Source organism: Streptomyces armeniacus (assembly GCF_003355155.1).
Lineage (GTDB): Bacteria > Actinomycetota > Actinomycetes > Streptomycetales > Streptomycetaceae > Streptomyces > Streptomyces armeniacus.
This window is the reverse complement of the sequence record NZ_CP031320.1, coordinates 4,205,352-4,226,257: the sequence shown is the minus strand read 5'-3', so window position 1 is coordinate 4,226,257 and position 20,906 is coordinate 4,205,352. Positions and strand designations below refer to the sequence as shown.

General features: G+C 71.1%; 16 protein-coding genes. 11 read left to right on the top strand and 5 right to left on the bottom strand.

Annotated features, from left to right (window positions below):
- The first annotated feature begins 136 nt into the window (after positions 1–136).
- The 4 genes from DVA86_RS18200 to DVA86_RS18185 all read left to right on the top strand — a co-directional run bounded on the left by DVA86_RS18200 (position 137) and on the right by DVA86_RS18185 (position 4,137).
- A complete protein-coding gene (locus tag DVA86_RS18200; protein WP_208879689.1) occupies positions 137–1,609 on the top strand; it encodes a DUF445 domain-containing protein in 1,473 nt (490 codons plus the stop codon).
- A gap of 161 nt (positions 1,610–1,770) precedes the next feature.
- Positions 1,771–2,172 (top strand): DUF6412 domain-containing protein, encoded by a 402-nt coding sequence (locus DVA86_RS18195; RefSeq protein ID WP_245996745.1) that lies wholly within the window; start codon positions 1,771–1,773, stop codon positions 2,170–2,172.
- Positions 2,173–2,376: 204 nt separating this feature from the next.
- Complete coding sequence (locus DVA86_RS18190; protein ID WP_208879688.1) at positions 2,377–3,162, top strand: YidC/Oxa1 family membrane protein insertase; 786 nt, start codon at positions 2,377–2,379, stop codon at positions 3,160–3,162.
- A 117-nt stretch (positions 3,163–3,279) separates the two neighbouring features.
- The gene (locus DVA86_RS18185) at positions 3,280–4,137 is read left to right on the top strand and encodes a fumarylacetoacetate hydrolase family protein (RefSeq protein WP_208879686.1); all 858 of its coding nucleotides are present in this window, start codon (positions 3,280–3,282) and stop codon (positions 4,135–4,137) included.
- Between the two features lie 30 nt (positions 4,138–4,167).
- Here the strand turns inward: DVA86_RS18185 and DVA86_RS18180 are convergent, their stop codons facing one another.
- On the bottom strand, positions 4,168–5,247 hold the full coding sequence (locus tag DVA86_RS18180; protein ID WP_208879684.1) for a Gfo/Idh/MocA family oxidoreductase: 1,080 nt from the start codon (positions 5,245–5,247) through the stop codon (positions 4,168–4,170).
- A gap of 205 nt (positions 5,248–5,452) precedes the next feature.
- Here DVA86_RS18180 and DVA86_RS18175 point away from each other — a divergent pair, with 205 nt between their 5' ends.
- The 4 genes from DVA86_RS18175 to DVA86_RS18160 all read left to right on the top strand — a co-directional run bounded on the left by DVA86_RS18175 (position 5,453) and on the right by DVA86_RS18160 (position 9,075).
- On the top strand, positions 5,453–6,232 hold the full coding sequence (locus DVA86_RS18175; RefSeq protein ID WP_208879682.1) for an HAD-IIA family hydrolase: 780 nt from the start codon (positions 5,453–5,455) through the stop codon (positions 6,230–6,232).
- A 123-nt stretch (positions 6,233–6,355) separates the two neighbouring features.
- Positions 6,356–7,117, top strand: a complete 762-nt coding sequence (locus DVA86_RS18170; protein WP_208879681.1) for a hypothetical protein — start codon at positions 6,356–6,358, stop codon at positions 7,115–7,117.
- A 6-nt stretch (positions 7,118–7,123) separates the two neighbouring features.
- A complete protein-coding gene (locus DVA86_RS18165) occupies positions 7,124–7,882 on the top strand; it encodes a class F sortase (RefSeq protein WP_208879679.1) in 759 nt (252 codons plus the stop codon).
- Positions 7,883–8,001: 119 nt separating this feature from the next.
- Positions 8,002–9,075 (top strand): glycoside hydrolase family 6 protein, encoded by a 1,074-nt coding sequence (locus tag DVA86_RS18160; RefSeq protein WP_208879677.1) that lies wholly within the window; start codon positions 8,002–8,004, stop codon positions 9,073–9,075.
- Positions 9,076–9,150: 75 nt separating this feature from the next.
- Here DVA86_RS18160 and glxA read toward each other — a convergent pair whose 3' ends face one another.
- The 3 genes from glxA to DVA86_RS18145 all read right to left on the bottom strand — a co-directional run bounded on the left by glxA (position 9,151) and on the right by DVA86_RS18145 (position 14,844).
- Entirely contained in the window at positions 9,151–11,157 is a 2,007-nt protein-coding gene (gene glxA, locus DVA86_RS18155; RefSeq protein ID WP_208879675.1) for a radical copper oxidase GlxA, read from the bottom strand.
- The gene (locus DVA86_RS18150; RefSeq protein WP_208879671.1) at positions 11,154–13,202 is read right to left on the bottom strand and encodes a glycosyltransferase family 2 protein; all 2,049 of its coding nucleotides are present in this window, start codon (positions 13,200–13,202) and stop codon (positions 11,154–11,156) included. Before DVA86_RS18150 ends, glxA begins: the two co-directional genes overlap by 4 nt.
- A 361-nt stretch (positions 13,203–13,563) precedes the next feature.
- On the bottom strand, positions 13,564–14,844 hold the full coding sequence (locus DVA86_RS18145; RefSeq protein ID WP_208879670.1) for a sensor histidine kinase: 1,281 nt from the start codon (positions 14,842–14,844) through the stop codon (positions 13,564–13,566).
- A gap of 279 nt (positions 14,845–15,123) precedes the next feature.
- Here DVA86_RS18145 and DVA86_RS18140 point away from each other — a divergent pair, with 279 nt between their 5' ends.
- The 3 genes from DVA86_RS18140 to DVA86_RS18130 are packed head-to-tail and all read left to right on the top strand — an operon-like array spanning position 15,124 to position 19,120.
- Entirely contained in the window at positions 15,124–16,467 is a 1,344-nt protein-coding gene (locus DVA86_RS18140; RefSeq protein WP_208879668.1) for a cation:proton antiporter, read from the top strand.
- Between the two features lie 35 nt (positions 16,468–16,502).
- Positions 16,503–17,642 carry an acyl-CoA dehydrogenase family protein gene (locus DVA86_RS18135; RefSeq protein WP_208879667.1) on the top strand — a complete coding sequence of 380 codons (1,140 nt, stop codon included), beginning with the start codon at positions 16,503–16,505 and terminating at the stop codon, positions 17,640–17,642.
- A gap of 17 nt (positions 17,643–17,659) precedes the next feature.
- The gene (locus DVA86_RS18130; RefSeq protein WP_208884846.1) at positions 17,660–19,120 is read left to right on the top strand and encodes an amino acid adenylation domain-containing protein; all 1,461 of its coding nucleotides are present in this window, start codon (positions 17,660–17,662) and stop codon (positions 19,118–19,120) included.
- Positions 19,121–19,180: 60 nt separating this feature from the next.
- Here DVA86_RS18130 and DVA86_RS18125 read toward each other — a convergent pair whose 3' ends face one another.
- Positions 19,181–20,809, bottom strand: coding sequence for an NAD(P)/FAD-dependent oxidoreductase (locus DVA86_RS18125; protein WP_245996744.1), 1,629 nt, complete (start codon positions 20,807–20,809; stop codon positions 19,181–19,183).
- Positions 20,810–20,906 lie beyond the last annotated feature (97 nt).

Genomic DNA, 20,906 nt, shown 5'->3' with positions numbered 1-20,906 from the left:
TCCGAGTGATCGGCGTACATGATCCCACGGGTGGGGGAGTCGCCTCGCCCGCGAAGACGCAGGGAACCCGTCGTTCGTTCCCTCCGCAGAGCGGATTGGGACAATGGGGGAAGGGCGGCCCGGACAGGTGGAGCGGATGGAACGGTCAAAAGCCGGTGAAAGCACCGCGGATGAGCGCGGTCATGTGAGCGCGCTCACAAGCGGCTCGGGGCGCCCGGGTGCCGGCACGGACCGTGCTCCGGGCACGGGCACGGGCACGGGCGGGGGCGTTACGGGCAGTACGGGCGGTGGCGGCGGTGCGCGCGGGAGCGGTGGCGGTACGGGCGGGGGTCCGGGCGCCGGGAGCATCGGCGGGTTCACCGCGGCCGACCGGGAGAAGCAGCGCGGCGTGCGCCGTATGAAGGCCATCGCGGCCGGGGCGCTGGTGGCGATGGCGGTGGTGTTCGCGCTCGCCACCTGGGCGCGGAACGAGGGCGCGGGCGGCTGGGCCGGGTACGTGGCGGCGGCGGCCGAGGCCGGGATGGTCGGCGCGCTCGCCGACTGGTTCGCGGTCACGGCGCTGTTCCGGCGGCCGCTGGGGCTGCCGATCCCGCACACGGCGATCATCCCCACGAAGAAGGACCAACTGGGCCGCAGCCTGGGCGACTTCGTCGGCGAGAACTTCCTCTCGGGGCAGGTCGTACGCGACCGGCTGCGCGCCGTGGGCATCGGCAGCAGGCTGGGCGCCTGGCTCGCCGAACCGGACCACGCGGACCGGGTCACGGAGGAGCTCGCCACGGCGCTGCGGGGCGCGTTGACCGTGCTGCGCGACTCCGACGTGCAGGCCGTGGTGGGCGAGGCCATCACGCGCCGGGCGGACGCGCAGGAGATCGCGCCGGGACTCGGCACGATGCTGGAGAAGGTCGTCGCCGACGGCGGGCACCGCCGCGTCGTGGACCTGGTGTGCGTACGGGCCGCCGAATGGCTCGAACTGCACGGCGACTCGGTGATGGAGGCGGTCACGGGCGGCGCGCCCGGCTGGACGCCGCGCTTCGTGGACCGGAAGGTCGGCGAACGCGTCTACCGCGAACTGCTGCGCTTCGTCACCGAGATGCGCGACATGCCGGAGCATCCGGCGCGCGGCGCCGTCGACCGCTTCCTGTCGGACTTCGCCCAGGACCTGCGCGCCGACCCGGCCACGCGGGAGCGCGTGGAGCGGCTGAAGCGCGAGGTCCTCGGGCGCGGCGAGGTGCAGGAACTGATCGCCTCGGCCTGGTCCTCGGTGCGCGCGATGATCGTCGCGGCGGCGGAGGACGAGCGGAGCGAACTGCGCGTACGGGCACGGGCGTCGCTGCTGTCGCTGGGGCGGCGGATGGCCGAGGACGGCCGGCTGCAGGGCAAGGTGGACGGCTGGGTCGAGGGCGCCGCGGAGTACGTGGTGACGACCTACCGGAAGGAGATCACCTCGCTCATCACGGAGACCGTCGCGGGCTGGGACGCGGAGCACACGTCCCGCAAGATCGAGGCGCACATCGGGCGGGACCTGCAGTTCATCCGGATCAACGGCACGGTGGTGGGCGCGCTGGCGGGCCTGACGATCCACGCGGTGGCGCACCTGCTGGGGGCGTGAGGCGCGGGGGCGCGGCGCCGGGGCCGGTGAGCGGCCGGGTGAGCGGCCGGGTGAACGGGCCGGTAAGCGGCCGGGTGAACGGGTCGGGGAACGCGGGGACTTCGGCGGGAACCGGCGCGCGCGGCCGGGCGTTGTCACGGGTGAGAGGGGAGGGCAGCGACATGACCGCAAGGGCCGGGGCCGCGACGACGGCGGCCGTGCGGGCCGCGGCTGCGAGCGCCGCGTCCGGCGCGCGGACCGCGTCCGGGCGTTTCGGTGCCGTGCACGCGGTGCTGACCGGGCTGCTCCTCCTGTGCGCTGAATTCCTCCTCGGGCAGACCGGGTTGGCGGCACCGCTCGCGCTCGCCACGGCGACGGCGGCCACCGCCGCGCTCGCTCTGACCCTCACCGTCTGCGCGCTGACCGCGCGGACCGGGCTGGTGCGTTCCGCGCCGCCCGGACGAATACGCACGGCACTGCGGGACAGGCAGCTCCGTACGGCCTTCATGCCGCAGCGCGACCCCGACGCCGCCGGGCGCCCCAGGCCCCGGGCACCGGGCCGTCCGATCCGGACGGCCGCGTAGGCGCACGCACGCCGCTGCGACACGGACACCCGTACCTCCGGGCCACCGAGCCCGGAGTACCCGAGCCCGGAGGCCCGAGCACCGAGGACCCGAGCCCCGAGGGCACGGGACCGGCAGCGCAGACACCCGTACGTGAGCCCGCGTGGCTCGTCACGCCGCATTCGTATCTGCCGGCACTGACGAGACCCCGTGGAGGGCTCCCGTATGTCTGTCTTCTCCGCTTCCGCTTCCCTTGTGACCTCGCTCGCGGACCTGCTCACCCCCGTGTTCCACTCGTCCGCCACGGCGGCGGCGATCGTCGTGTTCACCGTCCTCGTGCGGTTGGCGCTGCATCCGCTCGCGCGGGCGGCCGCGCGCGGTGAGCGCGTACGGAGCGAACTGGCGCCGCCACTGGCCGAGTTGCGGCAGAAGCACGGCCGGAATCCGGAACGGCTGCAGAGGGAGGCGGCGAAGCTGTACGCGGGGCGCGGGGCCTCGCCGCTGGCCGGCTGTCTCCCGATGCTGCTGCAACTGCCGGTGTTCTTCGTGATGTACCACCTGTTCACGACGGAGGAGGCCCTGCTCGGCGAGTCGCTGCTCGGTGCACAGCTCGGCGACCGGTGGGCGGACGCGCTGAGCGCGGGCGGCCCGTTCGGCGCCGAAGGGCTGGTGTACGGCGGTCTGTTCGCGGTGATCGCGGTGGTCGCGAGCTGGACGTACTGGCGGGCACGCCGGTCGGCGGCGGACGCGCAGCCGGGCGCGGCGGGCGGCGCGGGTGTGGGTGCCTCCGGTGCTCGTGCCGGAACCGGAACGTCCGGTGCGGGCGCGGGTGCTCCGGGGGCCGCGCTGCTCCGGTTCCTGCCGCTGCTGTCGTTCGGCACCCTGGTCACGGCGGCGGTCGTACCGCTCGCGGCCGGGCTCTACCTCGTCACCACGACCACCTGGAGCGCCGTCGAACGGGCGCTGCTCGTGCCCCTGCGCCGTCCCGCGACACGTCGTCCCACAAGGTGAACACGGGGTTGCGCACCTGAACGTGCTCTTGGAGGATCGACCAACTCATCTCGATGGCCGTCCCCATCCCGCCCACCGCACGTCCGACGACGTGCCCACGACCACGGGAGTGTCACCTTGAAGCTGCTGCGAGTCGGAACGACCGGGGCCGAACGCCCCGCGCTGCTGGACGACGCCGGGGTTCTGCGTGACCTCTCCGGGGTGGTGCCGGACATCGACGGAGCGCTGCTCGCGGACGGCGCCGCGCTGGGGCGCGTACGGGACGCGGCGGGCGCCGGCGAACTGCCCGCGCTCGACGCGAACGGCCTGCGGATCGGCCCGCCCGTAGCCCGTGTCGGCAAGGCCGTCTGCATCGGCCTCAACTACCACGACCACGCGCGCGAGACGGGGGCCCCGATCCCCGAGGAGCCGATCATCTTCATGAAGGCCGCGGACACGGTCGTCGGCCCGGACGACACCGTGCTCGTGCCGCGCGGCAGCGAGAAGACGGACTGGGAGGTCGAGCTGGCGGTCGTCATCGGCCGCACCGCGCGCTATCTGGTCACGCACGAGGAGGCGTTGGCGGCGGTCGCCGGGTACGCCGTCGCGCACGACGTCTCGGAGCGGGAGTTCCAGATCGAGCGCGGCGGGCAGTGGGACAAGGGGAAGAACTGCGAGACGTTCAACCCGCTCGGCCCCTGGCTGGTGACGGCCGACGAGGTGCCCGACCCGCAGGCACTCGGCCTGCGGCTGTGGGTCAACGGCGAGCTGAAGCAGAACGGGACCACGGCGGAGCAGATCTTCCCGGTGGCGGAAGTCGTGCGCTATGTCAGCCGGTTCATGACGCTGTACCCGGGCGACATCATCAACACGGGCACCCCGGCGGGCGTGGCCATGGGCTGCCCGGACCCCAAGCCGTACCTGCGTCCGGGCGACGTCGTGGAGCTGGAGATCGACGGCCTGGGCCGCCAGCGCCAGCAGCTGAAGGCGGCCTAGGCGCCAGGGGGCGGTCCACGAAACGCGTCGTCAGGACGACGCGAGGGAGACCGTGCGGCCCTCGGCCGCCGAGGTGCGGGCCGCCTCCAGCACCCGCAGGGCCGCCGCGGCCTCCCGCGCCGTGACGGGCGGCGCCGCGCCGTCGCGCAGCGCGGCGGCGATGCCCGCGTAGTACGCGGGGTAGTCGCCGGGGAGCGTCCGTACGCGCTCGGTCTCGTCGAGCGCGCCCAGCGTGCCCCACGCCGACTCCGGTTCGGCTCCCCACACCGCTTCGCCGTCGCCCGGCCGGGCACCCGCGCGCAGCGCCGCCTCCTGCGGGTCGAGGCCGTGCTTCACGTACGCGGACGAGCTGCCCAGCACCCGGAAGCGCGGCCCGAGTTGGGCGGCGGTCGCGCTCATCCAGAGGTGCGAGCGGACGCCGTTGCGGTGCGTGAGGGCGACGAACGTGTCGTCGTCCGCCGCGGCCCCCGCGCGGCGCACGTCCGCCTCGGCGTACACGGACACCGCCGGGCCGAACAGCGTCAGCGCCTGGTCGACCAGGTGGCTCCCCAGGTCGTACAGCAGCCCGCCCACCTCGGCCGGGTCGCCGGACTCGCGCCAGCCGCCCTTGAGTTGCGGCCGCCACCGCTCGTACCGCGACTCGAAGCGCAGCACCTCGCCGAGTGCGCCGTCGTCGAGGAGGGCGCGCACGGTGCGGAAGTCGTTGTCCCAGCGCCGGTTCTGGAAGACGGAGAGAAGCAGCCCGCGCGCGTCGGCGAGGCCGGCGAGCTCGTCCGCCTCCGCCGCCGTGGCGGCCAGCGGCTTGTCCACGACGACCGGCAGGCCCGCTTCGAGCGCCTGCCGGGCGAGCGGCACGTGCGTACGGTTCGGGGACGCGATCACGACGAGGTCCAGCGCGTCGGCGCGCGCGAACAGTTCGTCCGGGTGCGCCGCCGTACGGACGCCGGGACCGTACGCGGCGCGCACCTCCTGCTGCCGCTCCGGGTTCGAGGTGACGACCGTGCCGAGGGCGAGCCCTTGCGCCGCGGCGATCAGCGGGGCGTGGAAGACGGAGCCTGCCAGGCCGTAGCCGATGAGGCCGACCTGCAGGTCAGTGGTGGCGGCGTGCATGCGGCCAACCCTTACACACGGCACGGGCCGGGAGAGCACCGGTACCGGTGCGCGGGCGGCCCCGGCACGGGCACCACGAGCAGCCGACCGACCGGTTGTCGCGGCGGGGTCCGCGGTTAGGCTGAAAGCGGTAGCCGGCCGGTTCCGGCCTGGCCGGAACCGGTACCGCCGGTCCACCACCACAACACCTGGCAGGAGCCGTCACGTGGCAGAGCGCAAGCCGATCGAGTCCTGGCTCACCGACATGGACGGTGTGCTGATGCACGAGGGCATCCCGGTGCCCGGGGCGGAGGCGTTCATCAAGCGCCTGAAGGAGTCCGGGCGGCCCTTTCTGGTGCTGACCAACAACTCGATCTACACCCCGCGTGACCTGCACGCCCGGCTGGCCAGGATCGGGCTGGAGGTGCCGATCGAGAACATCTGGACGTCCGCGCTGGCCACCGCGCAGTTCCTGGACGACCAGCGGCCCGGCGGCACCTCGTACGTCATCGGCGAGGCGGGCCTGACCACCGCGCTGCACGACATCGGGTACGTGCTGACCGACCACGCCCCGGACTACGTCGTCCTCGGGGAGACCCGTACGTACAGCTTCGAGGCGCTCACCAAGGCGATCCGGCTCATCAACGACGGCGCGCGGTTCATCGCCACCAACCCGGACCAGACCGGGCCCTCCGCCGAGGGCGCGCTGCCCGCCACCGGGTCCGTCGCGGCGCTGATCACCAAGGCGACGGGCCGCGAGCCGTACTTCGTCGGCAAGCCCAACCCGCTGATGATGCGGGCCGGACTCAACGCGATCGGGGCGCACTCGGAGACCAGCGCCATGATCGGGGACCGGATGGACACCGACGTGCTGGCCGGGCTGGAGGCGGGGATGGAGACGTTCCTCGTCCTGACAGGGCTGACGAAGCCGGACGAGATCGACCGGTACCCGTTCCGGCCCTCGACGGTCGTCGACTCGATCGCGGACCTCGTCGACCGGATCTGACGGCCGGGGCCGTTCCGGTCCGCCGCTGCCGTCCCCTGCCTGAATGGAGCAGTACGCGGCCCTCCCGGCGTGCGGGACGGGCCGCGCGGGTGGATGTTCGGGAACAGCGATCCGGAGGTTCCCATGTCCAGGACACCACCCGAGCACGCCCTACGGCGCTCACTCTCCGCCACCGCGCGGCTCGGCGCCGTGCCGGTCGCCGCGGTGCTCGCCGTACTCGTCTCCGCGCCGGTCGCCGCCCCGTACGCTCCCGCCGCCCCCGCGCGGCCCGGTGGCGGCGACGTCGAGGTGACGCCGGGCAAGGCGCGGCCCGGCGAGTGGGTCGATCTGCGGGCCGGCCTCTGCCGCAAGGGGGAGACGGCGCTGGCCGCCTCGGACGCCTTCCAGCGCGATGTCGAACTGGAGCCCGCAGCCGCCGGCGACGTCGCGGGCTCGGCACAGCTCCGGCGGAACGCCGGACCCGGCCGCTACGGGATCACCGTGGACTGCCAGGAGTCCGGCCGTACGGCCGCGGGCAAGGGCGCCGTCACCGTCCTCCGGCGGGAGCAGGCACCGCAGAAGCCCGCCGGACACAACGAGCGGAACGAGAACCCGCGGAACGAGAACCCGCGGAACCAGAACGAGCGGCGCAAGCCGAACGAGCCCGAACCCCCGGCACCCGACCGGCCCGAGGAGCCCGCCGTACACCACCCGCAGGGGCACGCGTCGCCCGTCGCGCCCGTACGCGCCGGAGGCGGCGCCACGGCCGGCGGCCCGGACACCGCCGACGGCCTCGGCGCAAGCGGCACGGCCGGACTGGGCCTGGCGGCCGGCGCCGTGGTGGTGGGCGCGGTGGCGCACGCCGTACGGCGGCGGCGCACGGACCGTACGCCGACCGGACGCTGAGCCCGTATGCCCACGCACGACAGGACGGCACCGCCCCCCGGCGACACGGCACAGCCCGGCCAGGACAGCACGGCGCAGCCCGGCAAGGCGTCCGGCAAGGCGCCGCCCGAGCGCGCCGACCGAGGCCGCTTCCTCACCGGCACCGTCTGGGCGGTGCTGCTGCTCGGCCTGTGGCTGTGGGGCCGCGACCTCACGGAGAGCGGTTCGGGCGGCGCCGCCTTCGGCGACGTCTCCGCCGCCGGCCGCCAACTGGCGGGCGAACGCCCGCTGCCCGCCGCACACGACCCCGTGGACGGCACGGCCCGGCCGGTGCGCATCGACATCGGCGCGCTCGGCGTGCACGCCCGCGTCATCCCCCGCGCCCTGGAGCGGAACGGGGCGGTCGCACCGCCGCCGTACGCCGCTCCCGGTGTGGTCGGCTGGTACGGCGGCGGGCCGACGCCGGGCGCGCGCGGCGCGGCGATCGTCGTCGGGCACGTGGACACGGACCGGAGCCGGGCCGTGTTCTATCCGCTGAGCAGCGTCAAGCGCGGTACCAAGGTGGAGGTGACGCGCGCGGACGGGCTCGTGACGGAGTTCACCGTCGAGTCGACGGACGTGGTCACGCGCGGCCGCTTCGACGCCGCGGAGGTGTACGGGCCGCGCGAGGACGACCGCGCCGAGCTCCGACTCCTCACCTGCGGCGGTACGTTCGACCGCGAGCGGCGCGCGTACACCTCCAATGTCGTCGTATCCGCCTACCTCACAGGGACCCGTAGAGCATGAGCGTGTCAAGAGTCCGGACCGCGCACGGAGTAACAGCTCGTCGACAACTTTTCCGGCCCGTGGTGCGGCTGTGCAACGATGGTCGCGACCGGTCCCTGGTCGTCTCCAAGGGGGAGTGGATGTACGGCACCAACGCCGGCCGCACCAGCGCCGGCCGCGCGCACCGACCCGCACGCGCGCACCGAGCGGCTCGCGCCCGACTCGTCACGAGCGGCGTCCTGGCGGGGGCGATGCTGCTCCTCGCGGGCTGCTCGTCCTCCGACGGCGGCTCGTCCGAAGACGACGGCGCGTCGAAGCAGCCGCCCAAGTCCCAGGCGCCCTACTGGGTCAACCCGAAGGGCAGCGCGGCCCAGCAGGTCACCGCGTACCGGAACAAGGACGACGGCAAGAACGCCGGCCTGATCGAGAAGATCGCCAGCCAGCCGGTCGCCGAGTGGATCGGCGTGGAGGACCCCGAGGGCGAGACGCGCGGGTTCACCGAGGCCGCCGCGAAGGCGGACCGCAGCGCCCTGCTGGTGCTCTACAACCTGCCGCACCGCGACTGCGGGCAGTACTCCGAGGGCGGCGCCGCCGGCGGCGACGACTACCGCGCCTGGCTGGACAAGGTGATCAAGGGCATCGGCGACCGCAAGGCCACGGTCATCGTGGAGCCGGACGCGCTGCCGCACCTGCTCCAGGAGGGCTGCACGCCGCAGCAGTTCCACGAGGAGCGGTACGCGCTGCTCAAGGAGGCCGTCGACAAGCTCAAGGCGCAGCCGAACACCAAGGTCTATCTGGACGCGGGCAACCCGGACTGGGTCCGCGACCCGGGCGGGCTGGTGGAGCCGCTGCAGCGCGCGGGCATCGACAAGGCGGACGGCTTCGCGCTGAACGTCTCCAACTACCAGACGACCGAGTCGAACATCGCGTACGGCAAGAAGCTGTCGCCGATGATCGGCAACAAGCCGTTCGTGATCGACACCAGCCGGAACGGCAACGGCCCGGCCGAGGGCCACGACGAGGAATCCTGGTGCAACCCGCCGGGCCGCGCGCTCGGCGAGGCGCCGACGACCAAGACGGGCGAGGACCTCGTCGACGCGTACCTGTGGATCAAGCGTCCCGGCGAGTCGGACGGCCCGTGCAAGGGCGGCCCGAAGGCGGGCGAGTGGTACCCGGAGTACGCGCTGGAGCTCGCGCGCAACGCCAAGCGGTAGGCCGTACGGCCGCACGCCAAGTGGCCCGGTGCTCCCCTCGGGGAGCACCGGGCCACTTGCGTGAAAGCGGGAGGCCTACGCCCCCGGGGTGACCGGCGGGGACTCCGCCGTCGTCTCGTGGGTCTCCGCCGAGGCGGAGACGGGGACCTTCACCCAGGTGGACTCGGACGGGACGCCGTCGGCGTTGACCGCGTTCACCATGTACCAGCCCGGCGGCACCAGCGACGGGTCCTTCGGCAGGGTGACCCGCAGGCCGTTCGCCGTCTTCTTGAAGTCCAGCGCGATCGAGCGCTGCTCGACGTTGGTGACGTGGGTGAACGCGCCCGGCCGGATCAGCCGCATCTTCTCGACGGACGCCGCGTCCTTGCTCTTGAACTCCACCGAGCCGCCCAGCCGTACGGTCTTGCGCGGCTTTCCGGCGTCCTTCAGCTCGGGCCGCTCGCCGTCCTGGTGCAGATACGGCGGCGTGTAGATCTCGATCCGCTGCTCGAACTCGCCCGGCTTGGTGTTGGCCTTGTCGGAGAACAGCGAGTCGGAGCCGAACGTCATGACCCGGCCGTCGGGCAGCAGCAGCCCGCCGGAGTGGTAGTTGCGGCCCACCAGCGGGTCGGCGACGTCGCGGAACTCCTTCTTCTCCGGGTCGTAGATCGACGCCTTCAGCACGTTGCTGTCGCTGCGGCCCCGATAGTCGTCGGAGCCGTTGGTGGTGAGCACCGTGTCGTCGGGCAGGATCACGCTGGACGGGTAGCGGGCCTTCTCGTACAGGTCGGGGCCGTCCACGAAGCGCGGGTTGTCCTTGGTGAGGTCGGCGATCCGGGTCTTCGCGGTCGACTTGCCGCTCTCGCCGACGCCGCCGCCGCCGAGCACCATGTACTGCTGCTTCTGCGCGGGCGGCAGCAGCACGGACATCGAGGTCTCCAGGATGTCCGGGTCGCTCATGCCGGGCACCTTGCGGAACTCGTTCGTGCTGAGGTCCCATACGCCCGGGACGCGGCCCTTGTCGGCGGGGCCGTAGCCGGCGTTGGAGCCGGTGTAGAACACCTTGCCGTCGCGGGCCAGGAACAGCGCGGGGTAGGTGGGGAAGAAGCGGGTCTTGGGCAGGTACTCCCACTTCTTGGTGTCCGGGTCGTAGATCTCGTTCTTGCCCGGGACGACCTGGCCGATCTCGTCCAGCCCGGAGACCGACAGGACCGAGCCGTCCTCGAGAGTGGTCAGCGTCGGGTACCAGCGGGCCTCGCCCATCGGGTCGACGGTGATGTAGCGCTCGGCGACGGGGTCGAACTCGTAGGCGTCCTTGATGCCCTGGAAGTCCTTCTTGTCGAAGGAGAGCTTCTGCGCGATGCCGTAGATGTTCTTGCGGTCGCCGCCCTTGAGTCCTTCGACGACGTACTGGTCCTGGGTGCCGGTCTGGTGCTGCTTGCCCTTCTTCGGGGACTCGACGTAGACGCGGGCGCTCTTGGGTGTGACGGTGACCTTGCCGGTCGCCGGGTCCGTCTTCTTCTCGGCGCGAGGCACGAGGATGTTGGCGTTGGAGACGAACGTCTTGCCGTTCTCGCGGCCGGTGAAGCGGGTGCCCTTCTTCAGGGTCATCGCCTTGTCCGGGCTCTCGTTGTAGACGATCATCAGGCCGCCGGCCTTGTCGACGTCGCCCTCCAGCGACTCGTAGCGCTGCGTGCCACCCGCCACCAGCAGTTTGCCGTCCGGCAGTTGGGTGTGGCCGGCGCAGAAGAGGTCGGCGGGGGTGGGGATGTTCTTGAACGTGTTCTTCACCGGGTCCCACAGCGTGGTGCGGAACGTGCCGGCGTCGAACTGCTTGGCGTCGTTCCCGGAGCCGGCCACCAGCAGCACCTTGCCGGTCTGCAGGAGGGCCGCGTGGATCGTGTTGATCCGGTACTTCTCCGGGATGTCGACGATCTTCCAATGCCCGTTCTCCGCCTTGTACTCGGGCTGGTTGATCTTGTAGTTGTGGTACTTCTCCGAGGCGAAGTTGTACAGCGCTGGGCCGTTGAAACCCGCCAGCACGAGCACGGCCGCCGCGCCGATCGCCAGGCGACGGGTGCGGCGGCTCGGGCGGTAGTTCATCGTTCACGTCCCCCAAGGGCGATTTGCATTGTCTCGTCGGAAGTGGCGGACCAGCTCGGGCGGGCCGGGCCCGCTGCGCCGGGTGGCGGAGGCCCGCCGGGCGGGGGCCCCTGTCCGTCCTGGTCCTGATCGCTGCTCCGGCCGTCCGGCGGTCCGGTCCGTCCATGTTTGCGCTTTTTGCGCTCCGCGCGGAGGGTGACGCGCCAGCCGATGATGGGCGCCGCGGTGATCAGCAGGGCCAGCGTGGCCCAGGTGAGCATCGCGGGGTGGTCGTGCCCCAGGTAGAACGAGCCGCCCAGCGACCCGCCGAAGATGAGGATGAAGAAGAGGTGCACCCGGAACGTGCCGAAGAACGTGTCCGGGCTGGCCGAGTCGCCCTTCGGGGTGACCACGAACTTGCTCTTGCGGCGCAGGACCGTGTCGAAGAGCGAGCGCGCGTAGATCGGGGCCGAGAGCGCGGACATCAGCATGCCGGCCAGGCCGCCGGAGCCCTCGGGCTCGTGCGGCGAGACGTTGTGCCGCCGGTTCCAGATGTAGAGGCCGATCTGGAGCGCGGAGGCGTTGCCGTAGAGCATCATCCAGATCGTCGGGTCGATCTGCACACCGGACGCCCCGAGGCCCAGGAAGAGGGCGCAGCTGAGGGCGGCCAGTATCCAGTTCAGCGCCGAGATCGGGTAGAAGATCATCAGCATCGTGTAGTTGAACAGCTTGCCCGGACCCAGCGTGAACAGCCCGCGCCAGTACTGCTTGAGTATCGTCTCGTACGTGCCGCGGGACCAGCGGAGCTGCTGCGTGAAAAAGTCCGTCCAGGCGTTCGGGCCCTCGCCGACGGCGAGCACGTCCGGCGTGTAGACCGAACGCCACCGCTTGCCCGTCTCCGGGTTCTTCGCGCGGTGCATCTCGAAGCCGGTGGCCATGTCCTCCGTGATGGAGTCGTACAGCCCGCCGATGCCCTTCAGTGCCTTGATCCGTACGGCGTTGCTGGTGCCGACGAACATCGGCGCCTCATAGGCGTTGCCCGCCCGCTGGATCAGGGCGTGGAAGAGGAACTGCTGGCTCTCGGCGGCCTTGGTGACGAAGTTGTCGTAGTTGCCGTACACCTGCGGGCCGATGACGAAGCCGACGTCCGGGTCGCGGAAGTAGCCCAGCATCCGCTCCAGGTAGTTCGGCAGCGGCACGTGGTCGGTGTCGACGGAGGCGAAGTAGTCGTAGTCGCCGCCGTGCGCGTCGAGCCAGGCGTTGTAGTTGCCGTGCTTGGTCTTGGCGCGGTGCGGGCCCTTGGCCTGGTTCCAGCGGTCCACGCCCTTGCGGCTGAAGTGGCGGACGCCCAGCCGGCGGCAGACCTCCTTCACCTCCGGGTCGTCGCCCTCGTCCAGCAGCCAGACGTGCATCGTCCCGCGGTGCCGGATCTTCACGGCCGCCTCGAGGGTCTTGGTGACCATCTCCAGCGGTTCCTTGCCGGGCACGAACGAGGTCAGGAACGCGACACGGGTGCCCGACTCCGGCACCACGGGGATGGGATCCCGGGCGACGAGGGTGGCATGCGCGTTCGAGAGGACGTTCAGGGTCCGGAACAGCTCGATGAGGCCGATCGCGACGAGCATCACGATGTCGAGCTTCAGTACCAGGTCGGAGACCTCGCCGCCGTCGCGCTCCGTCCAGTGCTGAGGCTGCATCAGCCAGAACAGCAGCCCCGCGGAGAGCAGCGGGGCGAGGCAGAGGAGGAAGGCGGCCCGTATCCGGTGCGGCTCGTCGGCGAGCAGACTGCGGTACTTGACGCGGTACGGCTTGTCCCGGTCGGGCTGCGAGAGCGGGCCGGCGAGCCGGCTGTAGTGCTCGTAGTCGTAGCGGGGCAGGGCCTTGCGCGGCCAGCGCAGGCCGCGCCCGAGGGTCGGGTTGGAGCCGGTGCTGCCGGTGCTGCCGCTGCGGTGGTGGCGCGGCAGGCGCAGCCGGGCGGTCTGGGCCGGGTCGGGCGCGGGCCGCGGCGGCGCGGGGTTCTCGGCAGGCCGCTGTGGCTGCCTGGAGCCGTCGGGTGTCGACGTCATGAAACCTTCCCCCCACACGCGCGTCCGCCGCGCTCGTTGTTCTCGCCCCCGCGTCCGTGGTCCCCCTTGCCACGGGCGCGGCAGAATCCGGCCGCTATCCGCTGAGACTAGGGACGTACATGCTCCGGTTCCATGCCGCACACACTTGTTTGCGGGGGTGGGGAGTGCCGCTGCCCTCGGTCGAGTCTCCTCGGGACCGATGACTCTACGGCAGGCTCCCGTGAGAAGTCGCCCGAGCGCAACAGCGATTTGCCGTTTTTGTCCGCTGTGCTGCCATTTCATGGAGCCAGATGTGACGGAAGTGTCGATGGCCTGTGCAGGCCGGGTGGCTTCCGGATGCCGACTCACATGGCCTGGGCACTCACATGGCCTGGGACTCACCCGGCCGTTGCGGCACAGGCTGCCTGTCGGGCTGCTGCAGCGGCGCCTCGGCGACGAGGGTGAAGCGCTCGTCGTGCATCTCGGTGCTGACCTTGCCCCCGACCGCGCGGAACCGGGCACGCAGGTTCTCTATCCCGCAGCCCTCGGACCGCGGGGCGGGGGTGCGGTTCGTCCCGTACGCCCCGTCGTTGACCATGGTGAGCCGAACGCCCTCGGCCTCGTGCGCCACTCTCACCGCACACATTCGCGCGTTGCTGTGCCGCAGAACGTTGGTCACCCCTTCGCGCAGCGTGGTCGCCAGCAGCGTGTCCATGGCGGATGAGAGAGGGCTGCACGTGGAGATGTCGATATCGAGATCGATGTCGGCGGCGGCCAGTATGGCGGAGGCCGAGGACGCCTCGTTCGCGAGTGACATCTGCCGGTAGTTGCGGGAAACCTGCCGCATGTCCGCGAGAGCCTGCCGGGAGATCTCCATCAGGGAAAGGATCTCCGCGCGGGCCCGCTCGGGATCGCAGGTGATGAGTCTGCTGCTCAGTTCGCCCTTGAGCGTGATCGCCGAAATGCTGTAGCCGAGCAGATCATGCAGATCGCGGGCGAAGCGCAAGCGTTCCTGGTGGACCGAAAGGTGGGTGAGGGACTGGGCCGCGAGCAACTCGTAGGTGAGATCGGTGAGTCGGGTGAGCCCGAATACGACGAGCGCGGTGAGCGCACAGGCGAGCGTCTGGGATCCGGCGAGCACCAGCGGGAGGCCGCAGAAGAGGGAGAAACCCAGCATGCTCGTCATGACGACGCAGTAGAGCGGCCAGGCGAGCGAGGCCGGCAGTACCAGCAGTGTGGAGCCCGCGAACGGCCCCACCATGCTGATCCATTCCGGACCGAACCAGACCAGCGGAACGAGCGCGACCGTTCCCTGGGCCCCCAGCAGCCAGAGCTGCCTGCGGCTGTCCGTGTGCTGCAGGCCCGCCGAGCACTGGAGGGCCTGCAGCGCGAAGACGCCCAGCACGAGGGCGACGCAGGCGGCCTCCGCCCACGGTCGGTGACTTTCGGATCCCACGCGCAGCACGGTGGTCAGGCCGACAAGGCCGATGACCGTCTTGGTGATGCCACGGGACAGGTTGGGGGCCAGGGCTCTGCGTTGCCGGAGGAGTCTCGTGGTGCCGGGGGCGTGGAAGTACGGGTCCGTGCTGGGCGTAGAGGGCTGGACTTGCTTACGGCTGACGTCGGGGCGTTCGTGGCGCGGATTCCACGGACTGCCTGTCATGGCGGGCAAGCTCCTCACTGAAAATCACATGCCTGCTTGGAAATTACCCCTCGCCCAACAGATTAACGACGCCGGCGAACCCTGTCCGGCGATCCCGCCCGCGGTGCACCGCGGGCCACGTCTGCCGGTCAGCGCCGTCCGCGCGTGTACGGCGGGCGACCGGGCGGAACGCTGTCCGGACACCGTATACAGCGTTGCTTGACCGCGACTCAAGCTCCGTTCTCAATGCTCGTCCACGACGCATGAGCCTCTGCTCCGGAAGATTCGTGGAGATCCTGGATGAAGAACGTTGAGCATGCGGAGTGGATTACCATCACGGCTCTCGGCGGAATCGCGTTGGTCCTGGCCCTCGCCGTCCTGTTCACCGCTCTCGCGCGCCGTCTGCGCCAGCCCGCGGTCATCGGCGAAATCATGGCCGGAATCTGCCTCGGCCCGAGCCTTCTCGGTCTCTTCCCGGGCGACCTGCCCGCACGTCTCTTCCCCGGTGAAGTCCGGTCCCATCTCGAATTGGTGGCACAGATCGGACTGCTTCTCTTCATGTTCATCCTCGGGTGGGACTTCGACTATGCGGAGCTTCGCGGTGATCGCCGTACCCTCGGCACCGTTTGGTTCGGTGCCTGGCTGTTCCCCATGGCCCTCGGCGTGCTCCTGGCCTGGCTGCTGTACTTCCACTCCGATATCGCCGGCGGCCGGGAGGGCCCCGGATTCGGGGTGTTCGCGCTGTTCCTCGGTACGGCGCTGGCCATCGCGGCGTTCCCCGTGCTGGGCCGCATCATCACCGAGCGGGGCCTGCAGCACACCAGGACCGGCGCGCTCGCACTGGCGCTGGCCGCTCTCGACGACATCCTGGCGTGGAGTCTGCTGGCCGTCGTCGTGGCCTGGGCGCAGGCGTCCGGCATCGGCTCGTTCCTCGGCACCATGGGCTGGGGCGCGGTCTACGTCGCGGTGATGCTCGTGGTCGTACGGCCCGTGCTCGAGCGGCTGGCCCGCTTCGCGCGGCACGGCGCCCCGTACGCGGCCATGATCGTGGCGGCCGGAGCGCTCGGGTCCGCTCACGTCACCGGGAAGCTGGGCCTGCACGTCATCCTCGGCGCCTTCCTGTTCGGCCTCATCATGCCCCGGCACACGGAACCCGCGGTCCTGCGGACCGCCGCCAGGGAGCCGCTGGAGCGGATCAGCAGGCTGCTGCTGCCGCTCCTGTTCGTGGTGACCGGGCTGTCTCTGGACCTCACGGCGCTGAGCGCCACCGGGGCGGCGTACGCGCTGCTCGTCGTCGTCGTGGCCTGCGCCGGCAAGTTCGGCGGTGTGCTGCTCTCCGCGCGTATGACGGGAATGGGCTGGCACCAGGCCACGACCCTCGGCGTGCTCATGAACACCCGAGGGCTGACCCAGCTGGTGATCCTGAACGCGGGACTCGGCCTCGGCCTCCTCAGCAGCGAACTCTTCACCGTCATGGTCGTCATGGCGCTCTGCACCACCGTGATGACCGCGCCGCTGCTGAGCCTTCTGCTGCGGCGCGGGGCGCCCGCGGAAGCAGGAGGCCCCGCCGGTGCGGAAGAGACCGGGCTCGTGGCCGCCGGTGACGGCCACGCAGACGCCGTGCCCGCCGCCCCGCGGGCGTGACTCGCCCCGTTACCGACGAAACGAGATGAGGAAGCGTGGAGTTCGACTGGACGAGTGAGCAGCGGTCCCGTTACGCCGAGACGCTGGCCTCCGTACGCGAGGTGTTTCCGCCTGACGAGGCGCCCGCCACCGGCCACTACGACCGGAAGCGGTGGCAGCAGCTGGGCGAACGCGGCCTGCTCGGGCTGTCCGTGCCCGTCCCGTACGGCGGCCGCGGGCTGGGCGCGCTGGACACCGCCCGGCTGACGGAGGCGCTCGGCTACGGATGCGCGGAGACGGGGCTGGTGTTCGGCGCCAGCGCCCATCTCTTCGCCTGCGCCATGCCCATCGCGCACTTCGGCACGGAGGACACGCGGAGGCACGTACTGCCCGGCATGTGCGCCGGGCAGCTCGTGGCGGGCAACGCGATGACGGAGGCCGAAGCGGGCTCCGACGTCTCGCGGCTCACGACCACCGCGCAGCGGGTGCCGGGCGGCTGGCGGCTGAACGGCGAGAAGACCTTCGTCAGCAACGGGCCCGCGGCCGACGTGTTCGTCACCTACGCCTGTACGGACGCCAAGGCCGGGCCGTTCGCGAACACCGGCTTCGTCGTGGACCGTTCGGCCGCGGGACTCAGTGTGGGAGAGCCGTTCGGGAAGATGGGCCTGTCGCAGTGCCCGGCGGGCACGGTCCGGTTCGACGACTGCTTCGTCCCGGACGACCGGGTGCTGGGCGAGGAGGGGCAGGGCGGCACGATCTTCCAGCACTCGATGGACTGGGAGCGCACGTGTCTCTTCGCCGGGTATCTCGGCCTTGCCGACCGGCTGATCGAGAAGTGCGTCGCGCACGTGCGCGGCCGGCGCCAGTCCGGCCGCCGGCTGTCCGGATTCCAGGCCGTCTCGCACCGGATCGCGGAGATGAAGCTGCGCACCGAGAGCGCCCGGCTGCTGCTGTACCGCGCCTGCTGGGAGATCGACAGAGGGCTGCCCTCGGCGCTGTCGGTGTCACTGTCGAAGCTCGCGGTCTCCGAGGGCGTCCTGCAGAGCGCCCTGGACGCCGTACGGATCTTCGGCGGGCGCGGTTACCAGAGCGCGGAGGGGATCGAGGCGGCGCTGCGGGACGCCGTTCCGTCCGTGCTGTTCTCCGGAACCTCGGAAATTCAGCGGGAACTCGTCGCAAGGGAGCTCGGGTTGTGAGGCTGCATCAGCTGCTCATGGAAACGGCGCGTGAACACCCCGGCGCCATCGCCGTCCACGGACCGGAAGGCCCCGTCACCTACCGGAAGCTCGACCGCATGGCCGACCGGTACGCGGCGGCGCTGCGGGACAGAGGCGTACGGCCCGGCGACCGGGTGCTGATCTGGAGCCACAAGAGCGTGGCCGCGGTCGCCGTGATGCAGGCCGTGCTCCGGGTCGGCGGCGTGTACGTCCCGGTCACCGGCTCGAACCCCCTCGCGCGGCTCTCCCTCGTCGTCGAGAACGCCGGCCCCGCCCTGGTGGTGGCCGATGAGGAAGCGGTCAAGCAGGCGTACGACGCTGACGACGCCGAGTGGACGAAGCGTCTGGTGAGCTTCGGCGGACTGTGGGACGGAGCGGCGGACTCCGCCCCGCCGGAGCCGCACCGGAGCGCACCGGACGAGCCGGCGTACATCCTCTACACCTCCGGCTCGACCGGGGCGCCGAAGGGCGTGTGCATCAGCCATCGCAACGCCCTCGCGTTCGTCGAATGGGCCGTCGCCGAGCTGGCGATCGGTCCGGCCGACCGGCTGTCCAACCACGCGCCCTTCAACTTCGACCTGTCGGTCTTCGACCTCTACGCCGCCTTCATGACGGGCGCCTCGCTGCACCTCGTGCCGCAGGAACTGGCCTACGCCCCCGTGCAGCTGGTGGAGTTCCTGCGGGAACGCTGCATCACCGTCTGGTACTCGGTGCCGTCGGCGCTGAGCCTCATGCTCCGCGACGGCGGGCTGCTCGACGCGGCACCGGAACCGCTGCGCGCCTGCCTGTTCGCCGGCGAGCCCTTCGCGCTCCAGCATGTCAAGGAACTCCGCCGCGCCTGGCCGGGCGTACGGCTGCTGAACTGGTACGGGCCGACGGAGACCAATGTCTGCACCTCGTACGAAGTCACGGACGCCGACCTGGAACGGGACACTCCGCTGCCTGTCGGCCGCGCCTGCTCGGGCGACACCGTCACGCTCCGGCACACCGACGGGAGCGCCGGCGACGAGGGCGAGGTGGTGGTGACGGGGCCGACCGTGATGCTCGGCTACTGGGGCCGGGAGCCGCAGCAAGGGCCGTACCACACCGGGGATCTCGCCCGGCGCGACGAGGACGGCGACCTGCACTACGTGGGGCGCCGCGACCAGATGGTCAAGATACGGGGCCACCGCGTCGAGCTGGGCGAGGTCGAGACGGCCCTCATGACGCTCGACTCGGTCTTCGAGGCCGCCGTCGTCGTGACCGGTTCCGGACTCGCCGCCCGGCTGCACGCGGTGGTGATTCCCGCGGAGGGGGCACGGCCGTCGCTGCTCGCGGTCAAGCGGCGCTGCGCCGAGCGGCTGCCGACATACATGATCGTGGACAGGCTGTCGGTGCGGGACGATCTTCCCCGGACGCAGAACGGCAAGCTCGACCGGCGAAGGCTGGCGGCGCTCGCCGAGGCCGGCGAGCTGTAGCGGACGGGACGAGCGGTGGCCGGCGCGGAGCCGGCCACGCGCCTGTCCCCGGCCCCGCGACTACTCCTCCCCGTCCGCGGCCGGCGGCTTCGTGGTCATCACGTTCTCCCGCGTGAGCAGCCTGCGGAAGTCGTCCGACGCCTGGAATTTGAGCCAGAACAACATGCGGATGCGCTGCGGCCACGAATAGAGATACACCCGCGTGCGGGCCGACTTGAGAATCTTCAGCGGCGGAATGAACGGCGCCTCGCGCAGCTTGCCGAATATCTGGTCCGCGGCGGTCGCGGGCGTGACACGACCGGTCCGTACGGAATCGATGATCCGCAACGAGTCGCTGATGATGTCGCGGAGCCCGGACGGCGCATCGAACCACATCCCGCCCAGCTCGTATTTCTCCACAGCCGACCAGTCGCGCCCTTCGGACGCCTCGCCCTCCGCCCTTGCCCGGCGCAGCGCGAGATGCGCGATCTGCTGCCACACCAGCCAGATCCGGCAGTACGCATTCCACAGCCGGAAATCAGTGCACGCGGTACGCGCCGCGTGCAGCAAAGCGTCATTCCAGCGCGACAGTTCCTGCTGGAACTCCGCGATACGGGCGAACCTCTCCGGGCTGAAGTCGTCCTCGCGTACCGCTGCCACCAAGGCGGCGGCCAGCGCGCACACGGATTCCATGCCCATCGTGATGTCACGCGCGAGAAACATGTCGTTGCGTACCGCGGAGCGCCCCAGCAGGAACCAGCCCGTACCGTATGTGCGGCCGGCCGTGCGCTGCCACTGCCCTGCCGCCGTCCACGGGCGCACCGGGGTGGCATCCTGGAACTGCCGCTCGATGTCCGGGTAGTTCCGGATCACCTCCGCGAACACCTTGTCCGGGTCATCCGGCAGGTCCGGGAAGGCGTCGGGGGCGAGGCTGAGCGTGACGCTCGTGAGGGGGTTGCCGCTCTCCTCGTGGTTTCCGAAGGCGGCCAGTTGCAGCCAGCCACCGTCGAACAGGTGGTTTACGGTGCCCTGCGACCACGGCGCCATGTGCCGGTAGCGCCGCATGGCCACCAGCTCCTCGAACGGCGTCACATCCCGCATGACCGCGGCGTATACGCGCGAGGTGTGCTTCAGCCGGGGCGTCATGTCGTCCCCGCCGTTGCGGCGGGCCAGCGGTGAACCGGCGCCCACCGCGTCCACGAGGAAGCGGGCGCGGTACGTCGTGCCGCCCGTCACCCGTACCCGCGCGGTGTGGTCGTCTTCGGTCCAGGCGTCCTCGACCTCGGTGGTGTCCGGTGTCGTCAGCGCGCCGTACTTCCGCGCAAGTTCGCGGGCGTAACGGTCCACATCGGGCCGGTACGGGTGCCACTCGCCGTGCTCTCCGGGCACGACGAACTGCACGCACTCGTCTGGGTGCTGGGGTTTTCCCGGACGGTGGTAGAGATACCCGAGGCTCTTGTTGAGTCCGCTGCCGGCGCGTATCCGGTCGGGCAGATGCGGAAACAGTCCGAACGCCGCCGCCTCGGGCACATCGAACCGCCGCGCGAGCAGATTGAACACCTCCGCGGTATACGGGACGGTGGTTTCACCGGCGGGTGCGGAGGAATCTTCCGAAGCACCTGCGAGCAGCACCCGTACGCCCTGCCGGGCGAGTGCCGCGGCCAGCAGGCCTGTTTCCAGATGACTGCCGAGAATGGCCACGTCATACATTTCGGAGGGGTCCGGAATTTCCGCGGCCCCGTGTTCCGCCTGCGGAACGTGCGGTGGAGTATTCATGTGCCGGACCATAGCGGACCGGTTGGCCCCA